General features: G+C 64.2%; 19 protein-coding genes and 2 pseudogenes. 6 read left to right on the forward strand and 15 right to left on the reverse strand.

The window, feature by feature from the left end; genetic code table 11:
* Positions 1-53 precede the first annotated feature (53 nt).
* From EA472_RS18420 to EA472_RS18435, 4 genes are all read right to left on the reverse strand, one after another.
* On the reverse strand, positions 54-1,283 hold the full coding sequence (locus EA472_RS18420; protein WP_124192977.1) for an ABC transporter permease: 1,230 nt from the start codon (positions 1,281-1,283) through the stop codon (positions 54-56).
* Positions 1,280-2,542 carry an ABC transporter permease gene (locus EA472_RS18425; protein WP_124192978.1) on the reverse strand — a complete coding sequence of 421 codons (1,263 nt, stop codon included), beginning with the start codon at positions 2,540-2,542 and terminating at the stop codon, positions 1,280-1,282. The genes EA472_RS18420 and EA472_RS18425 overlap by 4 nt, the downstream gene beginning before the upstream one ends.
* The gene (locus tag EA472_RS18430) at positions 2,532-3,296 is read right to left on the reverse strand and encodes an ABC transporter ATP-binding protein (protein WP_124192979.1); all 765 of its coding nucleotides are present in this window, start codon (positions 3,294-3,296) and stop codon (positions 2,532-2,534) included. Before EA472_RS18430 ends, EA472_RS18425 begins: the two co-directional genes overlap by 11 nt.
* Before the next feature lie 436 nt (positions 3,297-3,732).
* Positions 3,733-5,529: a rhomboid family intramembrane serine protease gene (locus EA472_RS18435; RefSeq protein ID WP_124192994.1), complete on the reverse strand. Its 1,797-nt coding sequence runs from the start codon at positions 5,527-5,529 to the stop codon at positions 3,733-3,735.
* Positions 5,530-5,763: 234 nt separating this feature from the next.
* Here EA472_RS18435 and EA472_RS18440 point away from each other — a divergent pair, with 234 nt between their 5' ends.
* A complete protein-coding gene (locus EA472_RS18440) occupies positions 5,764-6,048 on the forward strand; it encodes a DNA-directed RNA polymerase subunit L (RefSeq protein WP_124192980.1) in 285 nt (94 codons plus the stop codon).
* On the opposite strand, the gene EA472_RS18445 is transcribed toward EA472_RS18440, so the two are convergent.
* From EA472_RS18445 to EA472_RS18465, 5 genes are all read right to left on the reverse strand, one after another.
* Positions 6,045-6,518, reverse strand: a complete 474-nt coding sequence (locus EA472_RS18445) for a cupin domain-containing protein (protein WP_124192981.1) — start codon at positions 6,516-6,518, stop codon at positions 6,045-6,047. The genes EA472_RS18440 and EA472_RS18445 overlap by 4 nt on opposite strands.
* A gap of 109 nt (positions 6,519-6,627) precedes the next feature.
* Positions 6,628-7,464 carry a hypothetical protein gene (locus EA472_RS18450; RefSeq protein ID WP_124192982.1) on the reverse strand — a complete coding sequence of 279 codons (837 nt, stop codon included), beginning with the start codon at positions 7,462-7,464 and terminating at the stop codon, positions 6,628-6,630.
* A gap of 93 nt (positions 7,465-7,557) precedes the next feature.
* Positions 7,558-8,376, reverse strand: a complete 819-nt coding sequence (gene hisF, locus EA472_RS18455; RefSeq protein WP_124192983.1) for an imidazole glycerol phosphate synthase subunit HisF — start codon at positions 8,374-8,376, stop codon at positions 7,558-7,560.
* 203 nt (positions 8,377-8,579) lie between these two features.
* Entirely contained in the window at positions 8,580-9,929 is a 1,350-nt protein-coding gene (locus tag EA472_RS18460) for a hypothetical protein (protein ID WP_124192984.1), read from the reverse strand.
* Entirely contained in the window at positions 9,926-10,630 is a 705-nt protein-coding gene (locus tag EA472_RS18465) for a hypothetical protein (RefSeq protein ID WP_124192985.1), read from the reverse strand. Before EA472_RS18465 ends, EA472_RS18460 begins: the two co-directional genes overlap by 4 nt.
* A 211-nt stretch (positions 10,631-10,841) precedes the next feature.
* On the opposite strand from EA472_RS18465, the gene EA472_RS18470 reads away from it, so the two are divergent.
* The gene (locus EA472_RS18470; RefSeq protein ID WP_124192986.1) at positions 10,842-11,030 is read left to right on the forward strand and encodes a DUF7550 family protein; all 189 of its coding nucleotides are present in this window, start codon (positions 10,842-10,844) and stop codon (positions 11,028-11,030) included.
* 35 nt (positions 11,031-11,065) lie between these two features.
* Here the strand turns inward: EA472_RS18470 and EA472_RS18475 are convergent, their stop codons facing one another.
* A complete protein-coding gene (locus tag EA472_RS18475; protein WP_124192987.1) occupies positions 11,066-11,293 on the reverse strand; it encodes a ribbon-helix-helix domain-containing protein in 228 nt (75 codons plus the stop codon).
* Positions 11,294-11,798: 505 nt separating this feature from the next.
* On the reverse strand, positions 11,799-12,098 hold the full coding sequence (locus EA472_RS18480) for a hypothetical protein (protein ID WP_124192988.1): 300 nt from the start codon (positions 12,096-12,098) through the stop codon (positions 11,799-11,801).
* A 337-nt stretch (positions 12,099-12,435) separates the two neighbouring features.
* On the opposite strand from EA472_RS18480, the gene EA472_RS18485 reads away from it, so the two are divergent.
* The 3 genes from EA472_RS18485 to menD are packed head-to-tail and all read left to right on the forward strand — an operon-like array spanning position 12,436 to position 16,222.
* Positions 12,436-13,032 carry a sulfite oxidase-like oxidoreductase gene (locus tag EA472_RS18485; RefSeq protein WP_124192989.1) on the forward strand — a complete coding sequence of 199 codons (597 nt, stop codon included), beginning with the start codon at positions 12,436-12,438 and terminating at the stop codon, positions 13,030-13,032.
* A 32-nt stretch (positions 13,033-13,064) separates the two neighbouring features.
* Positions 13,065-14,423 carry an isochorismate synthase gene (locus tag EA472_RS18490; protein ID WP_124192990.1) on the forward strand — a complete coding sequence of 453 codons (1,359 nt, stop codon included), beginning with the start codon at positions 13,065-13,067 and terminating at the stop codon, positions 14,421-14,423.
* On the forward strand, positions 14,420-16,222 hold the full coding sequence (menD, locus tag EA472_RS18495; protein WP_124192991.1) for a 2-succinyl-5-enolpyruvyl-6-hydroxy-3-cyclohexene-1-carboxylic-acid synthase: 1,803 nt from the start codon (positions 14,420-14,422) through the stop codon (positions 16,220-16,222). The genes EA472_RS18490 and menD overlap by 4 nt, the downstream gene beginning before the upstream one ends.
* On the opposite strand, the gene EA472_RS18500 is transcribed toward menD, so the two are convergent.
* Together EA472_RS18500 and EA472_RS18505 are read right to left on the reverse strand one after the other, a co-directional pair.
* The gene (locus EA472_RS18500) at positions 16,223-17,125 is read right to left on the reverse strand and encodes a DnaJ domain-containing protein (RefSeq protein ID WP_124192992.1); all 903 of its coding nucleotides are present in this window, start codon (positions 17,123-17,125) and stop codon (positions 16,223-16,225) included.
* A gap of 338 nt (positions 17,126-17,463) precedes the next feature.
* Positions 17,464-19,074, reverse strand: a complete 1,611-nt coding sequence (locus tag EA472_RS18505) for a transposase (RefSeq protein WP_124192993.1) — start codon at positions 19,072-19,074, stop codon at positions 17,464-17,466.
* Positions 19,075-19,331: 257 nt separating this feature from the next.
* Here EA472_RS18505 and EA472_RS18510 point away from each other — a divergent pair, with 257 nt between their 5' ends.
* Positions 19,332-22,940 carry an ice-binding family protein gene (locus tag EA472_RS18510; RefSeq protein WP_243637899.1) on the forward strand — a complete coding sequence of 1,203 codons (3,609 nt, stop codon included), beginning with the start codon at positions 19,332-19,334 and terminating at the stop codon, positions 22,938-22,940.
* Between the two features lie 69 nt (positions 22,941-23,009).
* Here the strand turns inward: EA472_RS18510 and EA472_RS23085 are convergent.
* A pseudogene (locus EA472_RS23085) lies at positions 23,010-23,358 on the reverse strand (hypothetical protein); the annotation flags it as partial.
* A 595-nt stretch (positions 23,359-23,953) separates the two neighbouring features.
* Positions 23,954-24,970, reverse strand: a pseudogene (locus EA472_RS18515) (APC family permease); the annotation flags it as partial.
* Positions 24,971-25,099: the final 129 nt, after the last annotated feature.

Raw genomic sequence — 25,099 nt, forward strand, 5'->3', positions numbered from 1 at the left:
GGCGTAAATTTCGGAACGGGTAGTCGGCGTATCCCACGTCACGCGAGCGCGCCTCACTCGAGGTGCTCGATCCGGGCGTACCGACCGGCCCGCCAGCCGACGACGACCGCGACGATCGTCCCGAGGCCGACGGCGACCGCGAACCCGACGGCGTACACCTCGAGCGGCGTCTGTAGGACCTCTTCGAATCCGACGACGGAGACTGCGATGTGATTCAGTCCCCGCACGATCGGGACCGTGGCCGCGAGCCCGACGAGCCCTCCGAGGACGCCGATTCCGAGCCCCTGTGCACCGACCGTTCCTGCCAACACGCCACGGGAGAGCCCGATCGCTCGCAGGGCCGCAAGCTCGGTCCGCTGGTGGTACGTGACGAGCGCGAACAGGTTGACGGTGAGGACGACGCCGCCGACCACCGAGAGCCCGATCAGCGTGAGGCCGCTCGCGACGACGATCGGTCGTTCCTCGAGCATCGCCCCGACCTGTTCCTCGCTGGTTCGAACGTCGTAGTCGGGGTACTCCTCGTCGAGTTCGTCTCTGACGGCGTCGCGGTCGGCGTCGTCGGTCACGTTCGCCGTGATGAACGTCGATCGATCCGTTCCCGTCGTTCCGGCGACGGCCTGCAGATCGACCAGCGGGAGCGTCACGGCGTCCTGTCCGAGAAACTGCGAGTAGTACGACGAAATCCCGACGACGGTGAACTCGTACTGTGGTGCCGACTCCCGGCTCGTCCCGACGTACACCGTCTCGCCGACGGAGACGTCGAGAGCGTCGGCGACCGCGGGATCGAGGACGATCTCCGACTGCTGGGGGGTCGTCGATCGCGCTCCGTCGTAGGCCGAGTCCGGCGTTTCGAAGCCACCACCCTCCTCGAAGTCGAAGCCGTCGTGGGTTCGTTGGACGCCGACGGCCGGCCTGCGCTCTAAGTCGTCCGGGTCAGTTCCGACGTATACGTCGTGCATCGCGATCGGTGACGCGCCGCTGATATCGTCGCGCTGGGTGAGTTCGGCTGCGATTCCGTGGGAGCCAACGACCGGATTTTCGGTTCCGCTGGCGGCCGGGTCGACCGGTTCGCTCGAGAGCCAGAGGTCGCGGTCGGCCGTGTCGAGGCCGTCTTCCCCCATCGCGACGACGCCTGCACCGAGGCTCGCGAGGAGGGTGACGGAAAGCACCGCGAGCGCGACCGCGAGGACGGCGAGCGCCGTCCGACTCGGCGACCGGCGCAACTGTGCGAACGCGATCCCGCCGACTGCCCGAATCTTGACCGAGCGCCTCCCCGCGCTCATCGGCCGACCTCCTCGAGCACGGACGTTCGCGCGGCGACGGCCAGCGGGTACGGAACGGCGATCACGGCGGAGACGAACGCCACGACGACGGCGTAGGGAACGAACGCCGGATGGACAAGCGCGACCGATCCCGACGCGACGGTGGCTGCGGCGATCGCGTTCACGGCGTAGATCCCGACGATCCCGAGGCCGGCGCCGACGAGCGCTCCGCACAGCGTCGTCGTGAGCGTCGAGATCGCGACGACCGAGAGCCGGCCGAACGTCGGAACGCCGATCGACTCGAGGACGGCGAGCGTCCGCCGATCCTCGTTGACCGTCATTCCCGCGGTCGTCGCGACGAACGACGTGCAGATCGCGATTCCGACGACGAGCGCGAGCACGCTCGTCGCGAACGCCAGGCCGTCGTCGAACAGCGACGACGGATCGGCGTCGCCGCTCGCCTCCGCCGTCGCCTCGGGGAAGGCGTCGGCCGCGCTCGATTCAGCCGCGGCCGGGTCTCCCCACACCAGGACGTCGCTCGCGAGTTCGGCGTCGTCGGCGCCGGCGAACGTCTGGAGTTCGCTCAGTTGCACGAGCGCAACCGGAGCGGCGGATTCGGAGTCGCGGTCGGTCTCCTCGACGGCCGCGACGGTCAGCGAGCGCTCCGGGGCCTCGTCCCCGTCCGGCCCGGGCACTTCGAGTTCGTCTCCCGCCTGGACCTCGAGCCGTTCGGCCGCCGCTCGGGATAGCACGATTTCGCCCGTCGGCGGTCCGTCGTAGCCTCCGTCCGCGTAGTGTGGGTCGCCCGGCTCGATCGAATCGGTCGGCAGGCCCGCGACCGTTCGAGACTCGTCGTCGGCGACGACGCCGACGAGCAAGATCGTTCGCGGCTCGTCGCTCTCTGCGGCCTGGAGGCGGCCCGTCTCGACGAGGACGGGCGAAGCGTGGTCGACCCCCTCGTGGGATCGAACCGCCTCGGCTCGTTCGTTCGCCCCGCCGATTCGCGGTCCCTCGACGCCGTCGACCGCCGACAGCGTTCCGCTGTCTTCCGGGCCGATTCTGACCTCCGCGTCCGTCTCGCTCGTGACGCTGCCGTCCGCCAGCCCGAGCGCGATGCCGGTGACGATCACCAGCAGCGCGATCGTCAGCGCGACCGCGACGATCGTCGCCGCGATCCGCCCCGATCGGGTTCGTCTCGCCAGCGTCCACAGTCTGGCGAGCGAAAAGCCGACCAGACTGCGCCAGCGAGTCAGTCTGCTCCCGTCCGACTCATCCGCCATCTGAGACCACCACGCCGTCGCGTAGCGTTACCACCCGATCGGCGGCCGCCAGCGTGTCGTCGTCGTGAGACGCGATCACGACCGCCCGATCGTGACCGACGTCGGTCAACAGCTCGAGCACGTCGGTCCCCGTCGCCGTGTCGAGTTCGCCGGTCGGCTCGTCCGCGACGATGACGTCCGGATCCGCCGCCAGCGACCTGGCGATCGCGACGCGCTGGCGCTCCCCGCCGCTCAACTCCCGCGGCAGGTGCGTCACCCGATCCGCGAGCCCGACCTGTTCGAGCAGCGCCGTTGCCCGGCTCCGTCGCTTCGATCGCGCAACGCCCAGTTGCACGAGCGGGAGCGCGACGTTCGCCCGTGCGGACAGCGACGGCAGGAGGTGAAACCGCTGAAAGACGATCCCGACGTGTCGTCGTCGCAGCCGAGTTCGCTCGCGACTCGAGCGCGTCGCGAGATTCGTCCCGAGCACCTCGACGGAGCCGTCGGTCGGAACGAGCAACCCGGCGATCGCGTGCAGGATCGTCGACTTTCCGCTCCCGCTCGGTCCCTCCAGGCCGACGATTTCGCCTCGAGCACACGAGATCGTGACGTCCCGAAGCGCCGTCACCGTCCGGTCCGGTCCGGAGCCGAACCGCCCGCCGCCCGTCCCGTACTCGTGGGAAACGTTCTCGAGGCGGACGGGCACCGCCGACTCGGCTCGTCCGCTCGAGGACTCGGCTCTCGCGGGTGACTGCCGTAGTACACGTTGGATCATCCGTCCAGTCTCAACCCACTCGTGTCGTCGCGCCACCGGGTCATTGTTTCTGACCGGCTTCCCCGAACCACGCGATCGTTAACCGAGCGGGGATAGTCCGCCGTCGCTACCCGTCCATCGCCGATCCAAAACGAGTCGAATCACGCACACTATCGGTCCCACTCGAGCGAGAATTCGGTTGTACGTGGGCGTTTCGGGCGATTTGGGCGCCGTACGGAGGGGCGAACGCGGCTCGTCTTCGCGGCTCGTCGGTTTCGCGCCGCCGAAAAGACGGCCGAACGTCGCGAAACGTCCACGTACACGGAACAGTTCGTCCGTCCTACCGGTCGGTACGATTCGGCGTCTCCGCCGGCTGGCCGGCGACCGTCCGTTTCGCGTTCGAGTCGTCGCCGAAGGGAAGGGGATCGTACGATCTACGTTCGGGTCGCCGGGCGGGCTAGTTGTACGTCTCCTCGGTCGCGACCGGGACCGCAGTCCCGTTCGAACTCGCGTAGACGGTGCGGTCGTAGCGCTCGAACGCGAGTCCGCCCGCTTCGGTCGTCTCGTTTTCGCCGGGAATCGAAGCGCTCGCGTCCGCACCCGTTTCCAGCGACGTCACCTCGAGTGCGAACGAGCCCTCGTCGGGGACGACGCTCACGGTGTGGTTGTCGATCACCAACTCGGCCGTCGACTCGTTCGATTCGAAGGCCAGTCGACGGTCGTCACCGTCTTGCCACAGCCAGACCTGATAGACCGTCGCGTTGTCGGTCGGCGTCCAGCCGGCACGCTCGACGTGGACGGTCTCGCGCCACCCCGGTCCGCCGACCGTAACCGTCTCCGATCCCGAAAACTCGAGCTGACGGGCCGTCACCGCCTCGATCCAGAGGTTGCGCCGCTCGCTCGAGACGATGACGCCGTCGGCAACGAGTCCCCCGTCGTCCTCGATCGCTTCGACGCCGATGCCGGAGACGAGCTGGTGCTCGACGCCCTCGGCGTACTCGATCGTGTAGTCTTCGACCTGAATCGACGGCCGGTCGGCCTCGCCTTCCCCGTCGAGGACGAGGAGATTGACCGGTACGGCGACGCCGGCGAGCACCGCCAGAACGACCAGCACGACGGCGAACGCCGAACCCCGCGCCGAGATCGTCGACAGTCGCGAAGAGCGCCCGCGTCCGCCGCCCGCGACGATGTCGCGGATTCGCTCGAGGCGGTCCGCCGTTCCGTCGTCGCCTCGTCCGCCGCCCGCGAGTTCGAGCGGTCGAATCGCCGGCGGATCGACCCCGATCGAAGAGCCGCCGATTCGCTCGAGCAGCCGACGGGGGATCGCGGGTCCGTCCGGGCCGGAGACCGCGAGCGCGATCACGATCGCGAGCGTCGCGACGATCACGACGCCTGGCCCCTGAAAGAGGAGGTACGCGTTCCCCTCGCCGAACCAGTAGATCTGCCAGAGCCCCTTCGAGAACGCAAAGAGGAGAACGGCGAGCCAGATTCGGATCGCGCTCGGACGAGCGCCGCGGCGCTCGAGGAGCGCGAGTCCGAGAACGAGACCGATGAAAAAACCGAGTGCGTGACCCTGAATCGCGATTTCTGCCCACGACGGCGACGACGGCGGTCTCGCCTCCGCAACGTAGACGAAGACCGGCGTGCGAAGCGACCGGTACAGCGTCGACAGCGCCGGCTGCAGTCCGATCGTCGCGATTAGCGTCGCGATCGGATACCTGACGATCGCGAAGCCGGCGAACGCGTAGACGAGGCCCGAAAAGCCGATGACGGGACCCAAGCTGAACAGGCTCGTCGTTACGCCGATCCCGAGTACGGCGGCCGGAAAGAGCACTAACGCGCGCATCCACGGATTCGCCCGCCACCACGGCAGGTCGCTGCCGTCGTCGGGGTAATGCCCCCAGACGTACTCCGCGAGGGGGGCGATCGCCACCGTCGCGATCAGGTTTCCGACGAGGTGACCGAAGCTGGCGTGCGAGAACGACGACGTGAGCATGCCGAGCGGGTAGAAGTACGACCACGCGCGGTAGGGAATCGTCACCGGATCGTAGAGGTTCGAGCGACCGCCCTGGACGAACAGGTAGACACAGAGGACGAACCCGATCACGACCAGCGTCCCCCACGGGACGCCCAGCACGAAGCGGGCTCGGGCGACGTCCCGCCACCGTCGATCCGATCGATCGAGCCGATTCACGACCGCGACGGACGCGACGAGCGCGAGGACGATCACCGCTGCGAGCGCGACCGAGAGCATGTCCCTGTGGTTCGACCGAACGACTATATACTGCACGCTGTCTCGTTCGGCGTGCGAGACCACGTTCATCCGTGTCGTCGGCGATCGGCATCCGCGGATACGGTCTGCTGTCCGTCAGTCCCCCCACAGCCGCGACCGGCCAGCGGATATCCCGTACACAACGACAGCAGCCCGTACGAATCGACCGCAGACGGCTTCGAAAAGTACAAGCGGCCGACGGACGGACCAGTGGATATGGAACTACGGGTCACCGAGAGCAGCGAGGACGAACTCTCGATCGAGATCACCGGCGAAGATCACACGTTCATGAACGTCCTCAAGGGGACGCTGCTCGAACACGACGACGTGAGTGCAGCGACCTACGACATGAATCCCGAACAGTCCGGCGGACAGACCGATCCCGTGTTGACGATCAAGACCGAAGGCGGCGTCGACCCCCTCGATGCGCTCGAGGACGCCGCGGTCGACGTTCGCGAAAAGGCGGTCTCGTTCCGCGAGGCGTTCGAGGCGGCGGCCTAGTCCTCCCAGTAGTCGACGTCGTCGTCGATCCGATAAAACCCGTGAAGCGATCGCTCGTCTCCGCCTGGCGGTGAACCCACGAACACGCCCAGTTTCTCCGTTTCGGGATAGACGGTCACGTCCGGTTCGACCATCGTCGAGATCGCGAGGTAGCGAAGCGGCTCGTCGCCGTCGTTGACCACGCGGTGGCCGCCCGATTCGTCGGCCGGAAACGCAGCGTAGTCCCCTTCGCCAATCGGGTAGCTCTCGCCGTCCAGCCGGAGCGTTCCGGTTCCCGACAGCACGAACATCGCCTCCTCGTTCGCCGTGTGGTAGTGGTACGGCCAGGATCGACGGCCGGCCGGTAGCTCGTAGAGGCTACAGCCCAGCTGGTCGCCCTCGACCGCCGCTCCGAGCTGTTTGCGCCTGAACCCGACGTCGTCGCGCTCGAGCGTCGACCACTCGAGGTCCGACTCGTTGATCGGTTCCATACGCGACACTTGGCGCTCGCGTTGATAATTCCCCGCGATCTAGAACCAACCCGTTCGCGACGAGCGGCTCCCGCAGTTACCGGCGGGGACGAAACCGGTAACGGACCACCTAACACGCGACGTAAAAGACGTAGACGTCACCTTCGGGGCCGACGTGGACGTCGATTCCCTCGCCGTCGTGGCCGGTGCGCACGTCGGATTCGATGCTCGAGGCGAGCAGTCGATCGGCGATCGCGTCCGCGAGCGCTTCCTCGTCGTCGTACTCCTCGATCGATGCGCCGGCCAGCGGTAGCTGACCGCCGACTGGCTCCCCGACGCAGTCGGCTCCGAAGTCGCCCGGCCCCGCCGAGTTCGGTCTCGCGTCCTCGTACTCGACGGCCAGGAACGCCCGGTTCTGATACTCGGCGTACGCGACGAGTCCCCCGTCGAGAGCGCGAGGCTCGCCGCCTCCGCCGTCGCGTTCGGCCTCGAGCCGTTCGTGAACGCCCTCCGCGGTGGCGTCGAGATCGATTCCGGCGGCCTGTGAGCCCTCGCCCGGAGCGTCAGGCGGGGACGGTGCGCCGATTCCGGGCAGGATCGTCGGCGACAGGATTCCGGTCGCAAACAGCATCGCGACTACCCCGACGACGGCGAAAACCGGCGCGTACGGTTTCGCCACCTCGAGCCAGCTCGGCGTCTCCAGCTCGCTGTCGACGTCGGCGTACGTTTGCTCGACCTTCTCGAGGTCGTGGTTGTGACAGCGCGAACAGGGCGGATTGTTCCGCACGTGATCTCGCCCGCACTCCGTACACCGCCAGACGTAGGTCGTTCCGGTGTCGACGGTCCGGGGGCCCCGATCCTCGTCGGCGCGGACGATCGCCTCCTCGAAGGCGTTGTGTCCGCACTCGTCGCAGGGTGGGTCGTTCTCGGCGTGGGGTTTCCCACACCACGTGCACCGCCACTTCACTGTTTGAACGGGACGACCGCGAGAATATAAGGGTATTGGAAGGTGCGCTCGCACGCTCCGACCGCTCGAGTCGATCGAGGACCGGTCGTCCGACTACGACAGCCTGACGGGAACGCCGCGCTCGTCGAGGTGGGCTTTCGTCTCCTCGATCGAGTACTCGTCGAAGTGAAAGATCGACGCCGCCAGCCCGGCGTCCGCACCGGCCTCGGTGAACACGTCGTACATGTCCTCGGGACCGCCACAGCCCGAGGAAGCGATGACGGGCGTGTCGACGACGTCACAGACCCCGCGCGTCAGCGCCAGGTCGTAGCCGTCTTTGGTGCCGTCTTTGTCGATCGAGTTGACGAACAGTTCGCCCGCGCCGCGGGCTTCGGCCTCGGCGGCCCACTCGAGGACGTCGATGCCGGTCCCCTCCCGGCCCCCCTTTTTGGTGCACTCGAACCAGCAGGATTCGCCGTCGTCCTCGACGTAGTGTTCGCCGCCCTCGTCGAAGCGCCGTCTGGCGTCGACGCTGATGACGATGCACTGGCTGCCGAAGGCGCGCGCCCCCTCGTTGACGAGCGTCGGGCGCTCGAGAGCGCCGGTCGTGATCGACACCTTGTCCGCGCCCGCTCGAAGCGTCTCCCGGATGTCGTCGGTCGTCCGGATTCCGCCGCCGACGGTCAGCGGAATGAACACCTCGTCGGCGACGCGCTCGACGACGTCGAGCATCGTCTCGCGCCCCTCGGCCGAGGCGGTGATGTCGAGAAAGACGAACTCGTCGGCCCCCGCCTCGTTGTACGCCTTCGCCATCTCCACGGGGTCGCCGGTGTACTCGAGGTCCTCGAAGTGGACGCCGGTGTAGACGGCCGGATTCCCGTCGTCGTCCAGGTCGACGTCGATACACGGGATGATTCGCTTGGTCAGCACCATTTCGTACGCGCCCGTTCGATCCGAGGGTAGTAAAGGGGTCCGAATGGCGGGTGTGACGACCCCGGTCGGCGGTCGTGACCGGTTGACTCGCGAAAAAGCCGGGCTGCGAGATCCAGATTCGTTCGTCCGGGCTGCTGTCAGTCGTTGCCGGTGCGTCCGCGAACGGCTGTGGTCGTACCGGTGACCGATGACAGCAATCCGTCTCACTCTTCGAACAACCGCGTTCGAGTCGCCTCGGCGGCGTCCGGAAGGGCGTCGAACCGCGCACGGAGACAGACGTAACCGCTGTACTCGTCGCTCAGCGAGACGAGGGCGTCCGAATCGGACTCGTGCCACCGACGGATCCGGTCGTCGGTCCAGCCGAGCGCCCGCACTCCGTCCGCGAGTCGCGCCGCGGCGAGGGTCGGCTCGGCGAACGACTCGAGCGCGGATTCGACGGCCTCGATCGCGGCCTCGCGCTCCGAACGGATCTCGTCGATCGACGCCGACGGTTCGACGTCGCGGCCCTCGAACCGATCGCGAACCGTCTCGAACGCTCGCCGCTCCTGTTCGAACCGAACGGCCGCCGCGAGCCCCCGCCCGAGTCGTCCCTCCGACGCGGCGTCGTCCATTCGGTCTCTCGCGTCGTAGACCGGCCTCACCGCGTCCCAGACGAGCGTCTGTTGAAACCCCGTCTCGAGGTCGCCCTCGACGAGTTCGGAAAGCCAGTCGTCTTCGTCCTGATCCGGGAGGGAGAACTCCGTTGCGGCGTCGATCGACCGCTCCAGCGCCGCCGAAAAGGCGGCCTCGAGGTCGACCGAGCTCCGGAGGTCGTCGGCGTACCGTTCCGAGAGGTGATCCCAGGCGTCGGTCGTCGCCGCGACGAACTCGAGGTCGCCGGCGTGCTCGCCGAGTTCGACGACGTTCGATCCGGCGTGGAGCCGCCACCGACGGACGCGCCACCCGGCCCGGACGAGGTCGTCCTCTCGGTCGGCGGCGACGAGCGCGGCTCGAAGTCGTCCGTCCCGCGAGTCGTCCCCCGCGTACGCCGTCGTCTCGAGCCGGTCGTCGAGCCGGGACCGTCGTTCGCCGCGCTCGTCGTCCAGTTCGTCGACGGCCGGTCCGTCCTCGACGGCGGCCAGCGTCGTCGCGGACTCGCGCGCCGCCTCGCGAGCGTCCGGAACGTCGTTCCGGAGGGCGTGGTACCGCGCGCTCCCCGCCGTTTCTCGTGCGCTTTCGCGGTACTCCGTCGCGTCGACTCGCCGCTCCTCGATCGTCTCGCGGACGACCCCGTTCGGAACGTCGTCCCGTTCCACGGACGGCGGAACGGCGTCCAGCAGCTTCGAAACGCGCTCGAGTTCGTTCTCGAGGGCGGCGTCCGCGGGTCCGATCGGGACGGGCGGATCGACGTCGGGTGTCGGTACGGTCAGGATCGCCTCGAGCTCCGACCGCTCGAACCGGCCCGAGTCGTCCTCGGAGAGCGAAATTTCGGAACAGCCGGCGAGGGAAACCCCGCCAGCCGTCGCCAGTCCCGCCAGCAGCTGACGACGGGTCGCGTTCGATGGAACGGTCATGGCTCGCCTCCGTCGTCGGCCGATTCGTCTGCGTCGTCACGCCGGTCCGGCTTCGCGTCGGTCGCGTTTTCCGCGCCGTCGTCTCGTTTCTCGTCGATGACGGCCTCCTCCGAACACGACGCGCGTTCGCCGCTCGATCGACCGGACGGAGGCTCCTCGTAGACGTATCGGATCCGGAAGAACTGCGCTTCCATCACCTCGACGTCGGCCTCGCACGCCGCCGTCGGCGGTTTGAGCGTGCGGCAGTACCGCGTTCGAAACCGGTCCGGATCGGCCCGAACGGCCAGCACGTGACGCCGGTAGCAGTCTTCGATCGATCGCTGCTCGACGACGACGGACTGGTCGTCGAAGTCCGTCTCGTCGAGGAAGGACCGTGCCGCAGCCTCGTCGTCCGCGTCGATCTCGAGGGCCTCGGCGTCGTCTTCGTCGAGGACGAACTCGATAGACCGTCGCCTCGGACGGTCGTCGTCGCTCGGGTCGTCCGGCGGGTCGTCGCGCGGAAAGACGAAGCGTTCGTCGTCGTCGGTGCGGATCGCGAGGTGATCGTACTCGTCGGATTCGAAGGCGACTCCTTCGTCTACCGCGTGGTCGTGTGCTTGGGATTCGGTGGCGTCCGTTCCGGTGCAGCCGGCGATCAGGGCCGACAGACAGCCCGTACCGGCGGCTAGCAGTCGCCTGCGGGGGACGTCGCTGGAGGGCATTCACGCCGAGTTGTTCGCCGATCGGTAAATACTCTCTGGACGACTGTTCGGCGTCGACCGGCTCTTCGTCGCGCGATCCTGTGAGCCGATCCGCTCTCGAACGGCCTCGGTCAGCCGCTGGCCTCGTCCACCGAGCGATCGTTCGCGGTCCCCGTCGCGGGTTCGAACCGCTGTAGGTGTCTTTAAGGCGGTGAACCGACAAGAGCCGCACATGGCAGACGATACGGAACCCGCCGTCGATCACGACTCGGCCGCCGACGTGGGCCACGACCTCGAGGCCGAGCGGACGACTGCACCGATGAGCGAGTACGCGTCGCGCGACGTCGCGGTCGGCCTCGTCGTGTTCGTCGTCGGCGTCGCAGTCGCGTTCGGAATTCCGCTGGTGGCGCTGGCGGCGTAGAAATCAGAACGAGACGGATAGCGAATCGAAGATCGTTAGAAGACGTACTCGTCGTCGTGGCCCATCATTCCGTCGTCTTCGAGTCCGGGACCGCCGGCTCCGCCCTCCTCTTCGTCCATCGGTCCGCTGGTCTTGTAGGCTTTGATCCCCGTCGAGAGCAGATCTTCGACGGCTTCCTCGCGGTTGACGAACTCCCCACGCTCGACCATCTGGGCGATCTGCATCTCGAGGTGTTCCGGGATAGTGATCTCTACTTTCGGCATCTGATTCGGCTTTCGGCAAGGGGGTATTTAGGTTTGACGGGGATTTTCCGGACGCGGATCGTCTCACAAACCCGTCAGTTCGGAACCGAGCGCAGCGTCGCTCGTCGAGGCCTACCGGTCAGCAATCGGTCGCTATCGTTCGCCGGCACCGACCGGAATCGAACGGGCCCCAGCTCGGGGTGGCGGTCGTCCACTCCCTGATACGGTTTCCTGTCCGTCAGTTCCGGCGCACCCGCGACACGGGCGGCGGGTGCACCGGTACATCGGTACAGTAATCCGTATGAGAGGGAGTATCGTAGCCAACCGGCGGTTTCGACGTCCGTCTTTCGAGGCCGTGTCTCGGTTCATCACGGGAAAGCTATGGACTCCTCCGATCGTGTCTCTGAAACGGGTATCCTCTTCGTCGAACCGGGAGTCTTACCGCTTTCCGGAACGGCAACCTCGAAAAAGCGTGGTCAGGACGTCCCGCCGGTTCGGAATCGGATACTGCGCTGTGGGTCCGACGTTACCGGTTGCCCATCATCGAGTCGATCGCGTTCTTGAGCGACGTACCCGGTTTCGTGATCGTATCGAGTTGCTGGCGCATCTTCCGCTGGTTGAAGTAGCTCGCGAACGCGAGGATGGTCGGGGGCCAGAGCCCGACGAACAGTCCCCGCTCGCGGTCCCCGCGCACGAAGAAGTAGTACCAGGAGAGTCCGACCGACGCGGCCGACGCGAGAAACGCCGGACCCATTGCCTGTTCTCCGACCTCTTCGGCTGACTGTGTGGAGACGTCTCGTTCTGCGATCTGCTGTTTACTCGCCATACACGACTCGAGTCGGGGAGATACTACTAAGGGGTGGCGAGGGTTTCGGAGAGAAGGGGCCGACTTGTTCGCGAGATTCGACCGTTTCGAGTCGTTTCGACCCGGCCGCAGTCCGGCAAATATCGGCTTGTACGTGCCGGTCGGCGCGCACTCGTGGGCGCGTCTCGAGGACGAGGTGGAACGGGACCCGAACGGCTCCGAACCGCGATCGGTCGGTCCCCACCGGCGGACGGTCGGGTGGCGTCACTCGTGCGGACCGACGCGACCGATCGTACGTGGGACGACCGGCCCCGTTCTCGAACGTCAGTACTACGTCGATCGATTCCGTCCTTCGAGTATGACCACGAACGACGTCACGGACCTGTACCGGGAGTTCGGCGACGAGCGGGTTCCGCCGGGCCAACGCGAGACGACGGCGTTTCCGGTCCTCTCGAAGAGCGGTACGCCCGACGTCGACCTCGAGAGCTGGACGTTCACGGTCACCGGTGCCGTCGAGGAGGAACTCGCACTCTCGTGGGAGGAGTTTCGCGATCTACCGAGCGAAACGCAACGCCAGGACTTTCACTGCGTCACCGGCTGGAGCGCCCTCGACTGCGAGTTCACCGGCGTACCGTTCCCCGAGATCGCGGCGCGCGCCGGCGTCTCTGACGAGGCGGTCCACGTCATGTTCTCCGCGCTCGACGGCTACACGACGGACCTCCCGCTCGAAGATTGCATGCGCGAGGAAGTGCTGTTCGCGTGGGGGTACGACGACGCGGACCTACCGACGGATCACGGCGGTCCCCTCCGAGTCGTGACACCCCACAAGTACGCCTACAAGGGGGCAAAGTGGGTCGACGGCGTCGAGTTTCTCACCGAATCACGGCCGGGCTACTGGGAGCGCAGGGGGTACTCGCAGACGGCGAACCCGTGGCGAGAGGAGCGATATAGTTAGGCTGAAGGCGCGTCGGTTCCGATTCTCGATCGATGGATCGAACGCCGGGTGGGAGACGACTTGCGGCCGAATCGCGCTCGCTCGCGGACGGCGAACCGATCGAACTGGTGAGTCGAAGCTGCGAGGTCGACGACGTTTCGTTCGCCGCAGTCGTCGACGCCGCGGACGAGTCACGGATCCTGTGGGCGACGCCCGAGGGGCTCGAGATCGCCGGCCGCGGCGTCGCAGCCGGATTCTCCGCCGCCGGCCCGGATCGGTACGACGCGATCCGACGGCAGGCCGATCGCGTCTTCGATCGGCTCGAACACGGCGGTCCGACAGTCGCCCGACCCCGAGCGTTCGGCGGGTTCTCGTTTCACGACGGATCCGATGCGGACCCGCCGTGGACCGGTTTCGATCCCGCGTCGTTCGTCGTTCCGCAGGTGTTCGTCACCCGCGACGAGACCGACGGAATCTGGCTGACGGCCGTCGCGGACGACCGTGAGGCTGTCGACGCCCGCCTCGAGCGGTGGCGCGATCGATTGACCGACGGCCCGACGATGTGCGCGAGCGGATCGGCACCCGGCGTCGAATCGACCGAGCGGTCGACGTCTCCGGAGCGATGGGCCGAGCAAATCTCGCGAGCGCTCGATCGGATCGACGACGGCCGCCTCACGAAAGTCGTCCTCGCACAGGCGCTTTCGGTCGACCTGACGGTGCCCGTCGACGTTCCGGCGACGCTCGAGCGGCTCCGCCGACAGTACCCGAGCTGTTACCGGTTTCTGGTGGGCCACGGCGTCGGGGGGACCTTCTTCGGCGCGCCGCCCGAACAGCTGGTGTCGAAACGCGGCGAGCGCGTCGGGACGGAGGCGCTTGCCGGGTCGGCACCGCGCGGTCGGACGCCGGAAGCGGACGAGGAGTACGCCGAACGGATGCTCGCCGACGAGAAACTCCGCCGGGAACACGAACTCGTCGTCGACGCCATTCGCGAACAACTCGGGCCGCTCGCCAGCGAGCTGACCGTCTCCGATCGAACGCTTCGCAAACTCGCGACGATACAGCACCTCAGGACGCCGATTTCGGCCACGCTCGAGACGGACCGACACGTCCTCGAGCTCGTCGAAGCGTTGCACCCGACGCCCGCGGTCGGCGGCGTCCCGCCGGAGTCGGCCTGGGAGACGATTCACGAGACGGAGACGTTCGACCGCGGCTGGTACGCCGCGCCGGTCGGTTGGTTCGACGGGAGCGGCGACGGCGAGTTCGCGGTCGCGTTGCGATCCGCGATCACGGCCGGCGAATCCGCGACGCTGTTCGCCGGCAACGGCATCGTCGCCGACAGCGATCCGGACGACGAGTGGGAGGAGGTCCAGCTGAAGTTCCGACCGATCCTCGACGAGCTCCGGGAGCGATGACCGCGCCGAACAGAGCGACGCTGTGGGGACGAACGCTCGTCGATGAACTCGCGGCTGGCGGACTCGAGGCGGTGTGTATCGCACCCGGCAGTCGATCCACGCCGCTGACCGTCGCGTTCGCCGCCCACCCGGAGATCGCCGTCCACTCACATCTCGACGAGCGGTCGGCGGCGTTTTTCGCTCTCGGACGCGCGAGACGGACCGGCGAGCCGACGGCGCTCGTGTGTACGTCGGGAACGGCGGCGGCGAACTTCCACCCGGCGGTGATCGAGGCAGATCGGGCCAGGGTACCGCTGCTCGTGCTCACGGCCGATCGGCCGCCCGAGTTGCGCGACAGCGGCGCGAACCAGACGGTCGATCAGGTGAAACTGTACGGTGACGCCGTCCGCTGGTACGTCGACCTCCCCGAGCCCGAACCCGACGAGAGGAAGGTGCGAAGCCTCCGGACGACGGCCGCCCGCGCGCTGGCGAAGACGGTCGCAGTTCCGCCCGGACCGGTCCACCTCAACTGTCCGTTTCGCAAGCCCCTCGAGCCGACGCCCGTCCCGGACGACGTTCCGGACGAGTTCGGCGAGTCGCTCGCGGGAACGGGTCGAGATGGCCCGTTCGTGGAGACGAGTTCCGCCACGCAGACGCCGAGTTCCGCCGCGATCGAAACCCTCGCCGGCGCGCTCGCGTCGGCGACGCGACCGTTACTCGTCGCCGGCCCGGGGGATCCGACGGACCTGCGGGGGCTCGATCCGGCGACCGTCGTCGAGGTTGCAGACCGGGTCGATGCGCCGATCCTCGCGGATCCGCTCTCGAGCGTCCGGTTCGGACCGCACGTCGAGGACGACGCCAATCGAGACCGGCGCCGCCGGGTGTACGGCGGCTACGACGCGTACGCGAACGACCTTCCTGCCCCCGACGTCGTCGTTCGATTCGGCGCGTCCCCGACCTCGAAAACGGTGCGTCACGCCGTGCGAGACGCCGACGCGCGGCAGTTCCTGGTCGACCCTGCCGGGGGGTGGCGCGAGGCGACGTTTACGGCGACGGACCTCGTCGAATCCTCTCCCGGCGAGGCGTTCGAACGGCTCCTCGAGACGCTTCCCGAAACGCGAGCCGGATCGACGGACGGCGACTGGCTCGCCGCGTTCGACGAGCGGGAGAGTCGCCACTGGACGATCCGCGACGAGGCGCGTTCGCCGGCCGAACTCGAGGCCGAGCCGTTCGAGGGTGCGATCGTCGCGTCGGTCTTCGAGCACGCCCCCGATCCGGCGACGATCTTCGTCTCCAACAGCATGCCGATCAGGGACGCGGATCGATTCGCTCGACCGCGAGGGGCCGAACTGACCGTCCTCGCAAACCGGGGAGCGAGCGGTATCGACGGCATTACCAGCACGGCACTCGGTGCCGCAAGCGCGACGGACGATCCCGTCGTCCTCGTCACCGGCGACCTGGCGTTCTACCACGACGCGAACGGCCTGCTCGCGGTCGATCGCTGCGACGTCGACGCGACGATCGTCCTGCTCGACAACGACGGCGGGGGCATCTTCCACATGCTCCCGATCGAGGAGTTCGACCCGCCCTTCACGGAGCAGTTTGAGACGCCCCACGGTCTCGAGTTCGAACACCTCGCCGACCTCTACGACCTCGAGTTCGAGCGCGTCGAGCCCCGGGAGTTCGACGCGAGCTACCGGCGGTCGCTCGAGCGCGAGGGGACCCAGGTCGTTTCGGTTTCGTTCGACGCCGAAACGAGTCATCGAAGACGCGAGGAGCTCGAGCGACGGGGCCGGGCGGAGACGAATCCCGATAGATAGTCAGCGCCGGACGGCCCACCAGACCGCGAGCGCGTACCCGAACGGGATCCAGACGAACGCGAGCACGAGCGAGCCGCGTATCGACAGCACCTCCACCGACGACAGTCGGACGACGGCGAGTGGAACGATGAGGCTCCAGCCGCCGAAAAACAGCGGCGCGAGGCGAGGGATCGTCAGCAGGTAGGCGACGACGCCGAGCGTGCACGCGACCAGGATTCCGTTGACGACCGGCGAGAACGCCGGCGTCAGGCTGGCGTAGACGAACGCCGGGTAGAGCACCCAGAGGCAGGCGACCGTCACCGCCGTCGAGTGATCGATCGATCGTTCCTCTCGCCGAAGGGTAACGTCGTCGTCGTCGTCCCAGTCGCGTACTCTGTATCGAAATTCGGCGTCCCCGCTCGAGGCGGACGCGTTCGTTTCGCGTCCGTTTTCCCCCCTGGAGGCCGTTCCGGTCCGCTCGCCGCCGCCGAACGACCAGCCGTTTCTCGCCGTTCGCTCGGCGGTCTCGCGTTGACGCCGCGTGCGCTGGCGGGCGTGGTGGCTTCGGCGGCGACCCGTTCCGGCGTCGGTTCCGAACCCGGACCGGTTCTCCGTCGTCGTCGAACCGGACGCGTCGACTCCGCCTCGAGGGGGCGTCTCCTCGTCGCTCCGGTGGACCGAACCGAACGAACCGTCAGCGAGTCCGACGTAGGCGTCGTGACCGAGTCGGTCGTATCGCGCACGCTCGTCGCCGTCGGTGAGCACCGCTTGCGCGGTCGAGACCCGCTGGAACTGGTCGGTCGCGTCCGGATCGTCGTTGTGATCCGGGTGCGTCTCGAGGACACGCTCGCGGTAGGCGTCCCGGATCTCGGCCTGCGTGGCGTCCGGGTCGACCTCGAGGACGTCGTAGTAGGTCTCGCCCATCGACTGCGCGTCGATATGACGTCGGTCGTGAAAATCCCTCCGGCAGTGCCGTCGTTCGTCCGGCGTCGTTGTTCGATTGACTGGTTTCTGGTGGCGGCTTTCCGACTCGTACACGCTATTTCGATATATCGAACGTGGTGTCTGACGCAGCCACAGTTTCGGAGGATGGGCCATTTTCTGCGTAGCTTTCGTGATAGCTGTAGCCCAAATGGGCTCTGTGCGAAGGAATCAGTCGTATCTCTCGGTTCAAGCTCGTCAGATACACCAAAGCAGCTCACTATTCGAGATCTCACAGAGCGTCGCCACTCATCACGGGCAGTCCAAATCGGTGAAGAGCGTTAGTCTGGCGGAATCAGTGCTGAACAAACCAACTCGATACATTCGCCAGCCGTCAAAACCGGCGCGTATTCCATCTCATCGTCGACACCGGCTTTCAGAAGGAAATCGGTGAGCCGCCAGATATTGTACAATAGCACGGCAAATACGAAATAGAACAGCCGTACACGGTAGTCCTTTGAGGAGGTCTTCGCCAAGAAGTCGCCCTTGATGCTCTTGTACTCGTTTTCGATCTGCCAGCGGCTGCTGTAGCGCCGACAGAACGTCTCAGCTTCGTTCGGGCCAACTCTGAGATTCGTCGCGAAGACGGTTGTCCCATCACCTTTCGTTGATGGTACGTACAGGAACTGCATCGAGTGGCTTCCTGCCTCAACGTGAACAGACGCCGATTCCACCGCGACAGCCTGTCTGTCAGCCTCTATCGTCTCAATAATCTCCTGCTCAGTGCTGTTGATTCGTTTCGGGACGAGGTAATTCACTCCGAGATTTGAGAGTGTCTGGTAGACTCGCTTGGCATCGAATTCTCGATCACAGAGTACCGTCTCAATTGGGACGTGTTCTTTCGCTCGTGTCACGAGCCGGCGGACGACGCGGTGAATCTGGTTCGATGGATTCTCGTCCCATGCTGAGCTCTCCCGGACAGGTTCCACAGCTAGAATGAGTGGAATGTTCAGCCCAACAATCGAGAGCGTGGCGAATTTGAACGCTCGGTCGTCTTGACTGAGTCCGCTGACCATAGGCATCCCCTCGACATCGCCGTAGTACGGGACAGTCGTGATATCGATCGCGGCTGTCACCGGTCGACGGAACGTCGCCTTTGATTCGATAATCGAGAGCAGCCGGTCGGTTGCCACGTCAAATCCATCTATCAGAGAGTCTGGCTCGAATTGTTTGACTGCTCTGAGATGCGTATCCCCATGTGGACTGCCGTCCGTCCCGTGTCGATACCGGAACCGGGTTGCACCCTGTGGTGTCCCACAGCCGACCATCCCCATGAACGTCTGCAACTCAAAGAACTGCGTATCATCGTAGGTGGCGTTCCCGGCACGACCGGAATCGAACCCGTCAAAGCCGTGATCCCGAGCGAGTCTGGTTGTCCGGTAGATTTGCTCGTCAGTGAACTCTTGACCTGTCACTTCGTCGCCCTCGTTAGAACGTTTCTCTTCGTCGACAACCTCCGCTTTGGGCCGGACAGTAACAGCTGCGAACTCGCGGTCGTGGACCTGCTTGACGACGAAGTGTGCTGCAACACGAATGAACTCACGGACGTCGTCATCGAACCGGTTACGCCACGTACGCGAGAGCACGGATTGGTCAGGAACGTGATTCAGTCCGAACGGCTCGGCCAGTTCTTGATGCCGGGTGAGCGCTCGATAGCTGTCGCCTGTAATTTCCCGATAGACGAGGAGTCGTAGCATCCCGAGAAACGAATGCGGAGCGGGGTGCCATTCTGGATACCCATCGTCGAGGTACTCAGTTCGAATCGTACTTTCGGCGACGCTCGATATAAGGGAGTTCTCTGCTCGCAGCTGTTCGGTGACTCCGATGCCTGTCCTGTAGGCGTCGGTCATCCGGCAGGAACGATCTGAAAGCGGGTCCAGCGTGTCTGGCATCTATCTGCTAAACAGTATGTGCCAACTGTCACTGTTGTGCCGTCTGCAACGGCACTCATGCCTAGCGATGTGTCTGCGGTACTGGGAGCAAAGCACCAACGTAAATTTGTATTGTCACTTCCCACCTACTGGATCGGTTGTCAAGCGCGTCGGAATGGACTCACTAATCGAATTTGAAGATTATCTGGAGGAGACATAGAATACATATACAAAATTAACGCCTCGAAAACAATATCCTACACCGATAAGTATCCGATATGGAGTACAATCCGACAAGAAGAACAGTCCTCGCATCGAGTGGGTTGCTCACAGCTGGTCTCGCTGGCTGTATAGGCGCCGCGCAAGAAGGTGAAGATCCACCGGTCCAAATCCAACAAGACGGTCCGGCACCGGTCGATCTCGGGACGGCCTGTGATTTTTCGATCCTGGCAAAATCCGGGATCTCGAGCGTTCCCAATTCCGACGTGGCAGGGGACATTGGCGTGAGTCCGATCGCGTCGACTGCGATAACCGGATTCGATCTGACGCTGGATGCATCCGGCGTCTTCGCGACGTCGACGCAAGTGGGCGGACGGGTGTACGCGGCTGATTATGCGGAGCCGACCCCGTCCAGGTTAACGACTGCGGTGAGCGATATGGAAACCGCATTCACTGATGCATACGGCCGCGTTCCGCCGGACTTTACAAATTTAGGCGGTGGCAATCTTGACGGAGAAACACTGACTCCAGGAGTGTACAATTGGGATACCGGCCTCTCGATTGACGGGGATATCACTCTTGACGGCGGTCCAGACGACACCTGGATCTTCCAGGTTGCAGGAGATCTCACCGTGGCGAGCGATGTGACAATCAATCTGACAGGGGGCGCGCAGCCCGAAAACATCGTCTGGGTGGTCGCTGGCGGTGGCGGTGTCGAGATCGGAACGGATGCGAACTTTGCGGGGGTCGTGCTGGCCCAAACGGCGATCAACGTGCTCACCAATGCAACGGTGGACGGTTGTTTGTACGCCCAAACTGCCGTCAATCTTCAGATGGCGACGGTTACCGGGTGTGACTGCGATCTCGTAGACCTGCAAGTTGATTCGGCGTGCGTAGATGAGGAAGGGGAGATCACGGTAACGAACCCCAACGACGTCTCGGTGATGGTAACCGTCACTGGACCGGATGCGTACGAGGAGACGATGGAGGTTCCGGCCGGCGGTTCGGCGACGTGGGGGAATCTCGCGGACGGAACGTACTCGCTCGAGACCGACAATATCGCAATCGGTCTCGATATCACGACGCTAGACATCAGCTGCGATCCGACTATCCCTAACGTCGTAACGACGCCAGCGACGGACGTCAACGGATCGACGGCCACGCTCAACGGTGAGCTGACCGACCTCGGAGAGTTCGACACGGTCGACGTCTTCTTCGAGTGGCGTGAACTCGGCACGGACGAGTGGATCGCCACTCCGCCCCAGACGCTCGACGCGCCCGGCGACTTCAGCGACGAGATCGCGGGTCTCGAGCCCGGCACCACGTACGAATTCCGGGCGGTCGGGCTGGCGAACGGCGAACGGGTCGAAGGAGCCACGCTTCGCATCATCAAGGAGGTGCCAGGTGTACCGGAGGTCATCACGTCGCCAGCGACGGACGTCAACGGCTCGACGGCGACGCTTAACGGCGAACTGCTCGATCTCGGAGAGTTCGACACCGTCGACGTCTTCTTCGAGTGGCGTGAAGTCGGCGCGGACGACTGGATCGCCACCGAGACGCAGACGCTCGATGAGCCCGGAGAGTTCAACGCCGAAATCGCCGGCCTCGAACCTGGCGGAACGTACGAATTCCGAGCGGTCGCAGTGGCCGATGGCACGCGTGACGAGGGGGCTATTCTCTCGTTCACCAAAGCCGAACCCGGTGCCCCCATCGTCGAGACCCAGACGGCGACGGACATCAACGGATCGACAGCGACGCTCAACGCAGAGTTGATCGATCTCGGCGACTTCGACACGGTCGACGTCTTCTTCGAGTGGCGTGAACTCGGCACGGACGAGTGGATCGCCACCGAGACGCAGACGCTCGACGAACCCGGCGACTTCACCGCCGAAATCGCAGGTCTCGAGCCCGGCAGCACGTACGAATTCCGGGCAGTCGCAGTGGCCAATGGCGAGCGCTACGAAGGAACCATCGTCTCGTTCACCAAAGCTGAGACCGGCGTTCCCAGCGTCGAGACACAACCTGCGACGGACGTCAACGGCTCGACGGCGACGCTCAACGGCGAGTTGATCGATCTCGGCGACTTCGCCGCCGCCGACGTCTTCTTCGAGTGGCGCGAAGTCGGCGCGGACGAGTGGATCGCTACCGAGCCCCAGACACTCGACGCGCCCGGCGACTTCAGCGACGAAATCGAGGGCCTCGAGTCCGGCAGCACGTACGAATTCCGGGCAGTCATGGTTGCGAACGGCGAACGGTTCCTCGGAGCTACACTCTCATTCACCAAATTCGGGCTAGACGAGTTGAATGTCGAAACACAGCCAGCGACGGACATCAACGGCTCGACGGCCACGCTCAACGCAGAGTTGGTCGATCTCGGCGACTTCGACGCCGCTGACGTCTTCTTCGAGTGGCGCGAAGTCGGCGCGGACGAGTGGATCGCCACCGAGACGCAGACGCTCGATGAGCCCGGAGAGTTCAACGCCGAAATCGCCGGCCTCGAACCTGGCGGAACGTACGAATTCCGGGCGGTCGCAGTGGCCAATGGCACGCGTGATGAGGGGGCTATTCTCTCGTTCACCAAAGCCGAACTCGGTGCCCCCATCGTCGAGACCCAGCCAGCGACGGACATCAACGGCTCGACGGCGACGCTCAACGCAGAGTTGATCGACCTCGGCGACTTCGACACCGTCGATGTCTTCTTCGAGTGGCGCGAAGTCGGCGCGGACGAGTGGATCGCCACCGAGACGCAGACGCTCGACGAGCCCGGCGACTTCAGTACCGAAATCGCAGGTCTCGAGCCCGGTAGCACGTACGAATTCCGGGCAGTCGCAGTGGCCAATAGCGAGCGCTACGAAGGAACCATCGTCTCGTTCACCAAAGCTGAGGTCGGCGTTCCCAGCGTCGAGACACAGCCAGCGACGGATATCAATGGTTCGACGGCGACGCTCAACGGTGAACTGCTTGACCTCGGAGAGTTCGACACTGTCGACGTCTTCTTCGAGTGGCGCGAAGTCGGCGCGGACGAGTGGATCGCCACCACGCCCCAGACGCTCGACGAGCCCGGTGACTTCAGTGCTGAGATTGCGGGCCTCGAACTCGGTTCCACGTACGAATTCCGGGGAGTCGTGGTCGCGAACGGCGAACGGTTCCTCGGAGCCACACTCTCGTTCACCAAATTCGGGCCAGCTGAGTTGGATGTCGAGACGAGGCCAGCGACGGATGTCAACGGCTCGACGGCGACGCTCAACGGCGAACTGCTCGAACTCGAGGGTGCAGCGGAGGTTACCGTCTTCTTCCTGTACCGCGTCAAGGGAACGGCGGTGTGGACGTTTACCGACGAAGCGGTCCTCACCGAGCCCGGACCGTTCAGTGCGACGGCGATGAACCTCGAGATTGGCACAACCTACGAATTCCAAGCGGTCGCTCAGGTGGGTGGCACGGTTGTCTACGGCAGTATTCTGGAGTTCACGAAGAAACCAGATGACAAGAAAGACAAGAAGAAGAAAAAGCGCGAATACAAGCGCGCAAAACGCGAGTACGAGAAGTACAAAAAGAAATACGAGAAGGGAAAGGTGAACAAAAAGCAACTCAAAAAGAAGAAACACGCCTACGAGCGCGCAAAACGCGAGTACGAGGAGTATAAACAGAAGTGTAAGAACGCGTCCTGATTCGGTCGAACACCCAACAACGGTTGATTCGACCGCGCCAACTGTGGCGTCACCTCGAACGGTTCTTTATTTGGCTCTCTTGAACCCCGATGTAATGGACCTCTTTGAGCCAGTCGAGACGATTGTGCAACCGTCGCCATAGTATAGTAACAACTGCAATGATTTACACATCGATCGCCGAGCCGTCTGGCGATCGGGTGTGCACTGACTTGCAGTGGCTACTATAGTACTCTTCAGCGGTTTGATCGTAGTATTTTGACGCAGTTGGATCGGCAGGTATCGGTCTCATCTCGGTTGAATCAATGCGGTCGGGTCGGTCACGTCGAGGAGGCCCCAGATGACGGCCCGCGTGACGAGGTGGTCGAAGACCTCATCGACGAAGTGTCGAGATCAGTAAAAACCGATCGACCGCCTCTCGCCAGATAACCTGGGTGATCACACCGTTGAGGCTGCTCCTGAGGCGTCCGTCGCCGGCAAGGTCAACGAGGCCGAGTTCGAGCGCCGCATCGAGACGCTGCTCAATTCCGAGACGGGCCGCATCCGATCCAACATGACACCCCGAGCGATGTGACCTCTCACACAAAGTCGCTGCCATCTAGTGATTTGTCAGGACTCAATACTGAATTCTTGAATAGTTATCGCGCGAGTTATGCGCCCTATACTGACCGCCTTCAGGCCAGAAGGACTACTTGTTGAGAATATCAAGATATTCACATCTACTTAAGATATATTCCGATGAATGACCGTAGTAATTAGGGCACACATCAAACTAATCCTCCGAGATTGTGGACGCACGCGAGTTCGCGATGTGAATAGATAGAAATTGACAAATGAATGCAGGTTGTATGAGAACAGCGATCGACCTGGTGACGTCTTCGGTTAGAACGATATTGACGCGAAACACCGACCACCACACGTGCACACTGACCGGATCGAGAATCCCGGTTTCATACCTCAAAATGAAATAGAGATCGTACGGTTAGCACGGGGAAGGTATCAAGCCGGGATGGAAGTCACACGTCATCGTCTTTTTCCAATGACTCGAGCTTTTCGACGAGGTCCTCCGTCGATGCCGTGGTATCTGCTCCCGAGACGACGAATAATACGACGCCGAGGATACACCACAGAAGAACGATCAGCCACTCGTATGGCCAGAGCAGTGCCGACCCTCCGCCGGGTAAGTAGAGTGACACGAAGATAGCGGTCATAACGAAACCGAGTGCCCCAACAAGGTATCCCGCCGGAACCTTGTACGGGCGGTTCATCTCGGGTTCTCGATAGCGAAGGACGAGGAACGAGACTACGACGAAGAACCAGGCGGTGACGATACCTAGCCCTCCTGCGTTCACGATCCACGTCAACATCTGTTCCCCGAAGAGTGGTGCAAGCACGGAGAGACCCCCGATGAGAAGGATCGCGTTACTCGGGGTATTGTACTCGGGATGGACTTTCGATAGTGATGCGGGAATCATTCCAGATTCTGAAAGGGCGAACAACGCTCGGCTTCCACCGATGATAAACGCGTTCCAACTCGTGAGAATCCCGGCGATTCCGGCAAGAGCCATCAGTTGCCCCATCAGTTGCGAATCGAATAATTCAGCCATGGCTGCGGCAGCTGGAAGCGGACTGTCGACGAGTGTGCTCGCGGGAAGTGCTCGACTCGCCCCCCAGATCACGGCCATGTAGAATAGTGCGGCCATCACAACTGAAACGATAATCAAGAGTCCCAACGTTCGAGGAGGGACGTTGGCCTCCTCTGCCGATTGTGGTATCACGTCGAATCCCACGAACATGAAGGGGACCATCAACATCACGGCGAAGATACCGGCGGTGCCAGCCCCGAAGGAGGGATCTGGAGATGGTTGGCCACCGATGATCGCACCAGCAATCAATACGACCCCTGCGAATGCGATAACTACTGTCATGATTATCTGAAATTGTGCGGCCGGCCGAATGCCGATATAATTCAAACCCGTCACAAAAATGGTTCCGAGAACACCAACGAAAACCCACGACCCATATACCGGTTCACTATTCGTCTTTAGCTAAGACTCACACCTCGGTTGCGTAGCGGTAGCGAGCGTCTCTTGTAACACTGGCCGTTGCTGGTGGATCTTCTGTGCGTCGTCGATCAACCGGTCGAGCAGCGGTGGCGGCGA

The sequence above is a fragment of the Natrarchaeobius oligotrophus genome (assembly GCF_003841465.1).
Classification (GTDB): Archaea; Halobacteriota; Halobacteria; order Halobacteriales; family Natrialbaceae; genus Natrarchaeobius; species Natrarchaeobius oligotrophus.

What these genes read in the sequence shown, in the direction of transcription:
- EA472_RS18425 (WP_124192978.1), bottom strand. Translation starts at nt 2,542, where the DNA reads ATGGCGGATGAGTCGGACGGGAGCAGACTGACTCGCTGGCGCAGTCTG.
- hisF (WP_124192983.1), bottom strand. Translation starts at nt 8,376, where the DNA reads ATGGTGCTGACCAAGCGAATCATCCCGTGTATCGACGTCGACCTGGAC.
- EA472_RS18460 (WP_124192984.1), bottom strand. Translation starts at nt 9,929, where the DNA reads ATGACCGTTCCATCGAACGCGACCCGTCGTCAGCTGCTGGCGGGACTG.
- EA472_RS18485 (WP_124192989.1), top strand. Translation starts at nt 12,436, where the DNA reads ATGACCACGAACGACGTCACGGACCTGTACCGGGAGTTCGGCGACGAG.
- EA472_RS18470 (WP_124192986.1), top strand. Translation starts at nt 10,842, where the DNA reads ATGGCAGACGATACGGAACCCGCCGTCGATCACGACTCGGCCGCCGAC.
- EA472_RS18465 (WP_124192985.1), bottom strand. Translation starts at nt 10,630, where the DNA reads ATGCCCTCCAGCGACGTCCCCCGCAGGCGACTGCTAGCCGCCGGTACG.
- EA472_RS18440 (WP_124192980.1), top strand. Translation starts at nt 5,764, where the DNA reads ATGGAACTACGGGTCACCGAGAGCAGCGAGGACGAACTCTCGATCGAG.
- EA472_RS18510 (WP_243637899.1), top strand. Translation starts at nt 19,332, where the DNA reads ATGGAGTACAATCCGACAAGAAGAACAGTCCTCGCATCGAGTGGGTTG.
- EA472_RS18480 (WP_124192988.1), bottom strand. Translation starts at nt 12,098, where the DNA reads ATGGCGAGTAAACAGCAGATCGCAGAACGAGACGTCTCCACACAGTCA.
- EA472_RS18475 (WP_124192987.1), bottom strand. Translation starts at nt 11,293, where the DNA reads ATGCCGAAAGTAGAGATCACTATCCCGGAACACCTCGAGATGCAGATC.
- EA472_RS18445 (WP_124192981.1), bottom strand. Translation starts at nt 6,518, where the DNA reads ATGGAACCGATCAACGAGTCGGACCTCGAGTGGTCGACGCTCGAGCGC.
- menD (WP_124192991.1), top strand. Translation starts at nt 14,420, where the DNA reads ATGACCGCGCCGAACAGAGCGACGCTGTGGGGACGAACGCTCGTCGAT.
- EA472_RS18505 (WP_124192993.1), bottom strand. Translation starts at nt 19,074, where the DNA reads ATGCCAGACACGCTGGACCCGCTTTCAGATCGTTCCTGCCGGATGACC.
- EA472_RS18430 (WP_124192979.1), bottom strand. Translation starts at nt 3,296, where the DNA reads ATGATCCAACGTGTACTACGGCAGTCACCCGCGAGAGCCGAGTCCTCG.
- EA472_RS18490 (WP_124192990.1), top strand. Translation starts at nt 13,065, where the DNA reads ATGGATCGAACGCCGGGTGGGAGACGACTTGCGGCCGAATCGCGCTCG.
- EA472_RS18500 (WP_124192992.1), bottom strand. Translation starts at nt 17,125, where the DNA reads ATGGGCGAGACCTACTACGACGTCCTCGAGGTCGACCCGGACGCCACG.
- EA472_RS18435 (WP_124192994.1), bottom strand. Translation starts at nt 5,529, where the DNA reads ATGCTCTCGGTCGCGCTCGCAGCGGTGATCGTCCTCGCGCTCGTCGCG.
- EA472_RS18420 (WP_124192977.1), bottom strand. Translation starts at nt 1,283, where the DNA reads ATGAGCGCGGGGAGGCGCTCGGTCAAGATTCGGGCAGTCGGCGGGATC.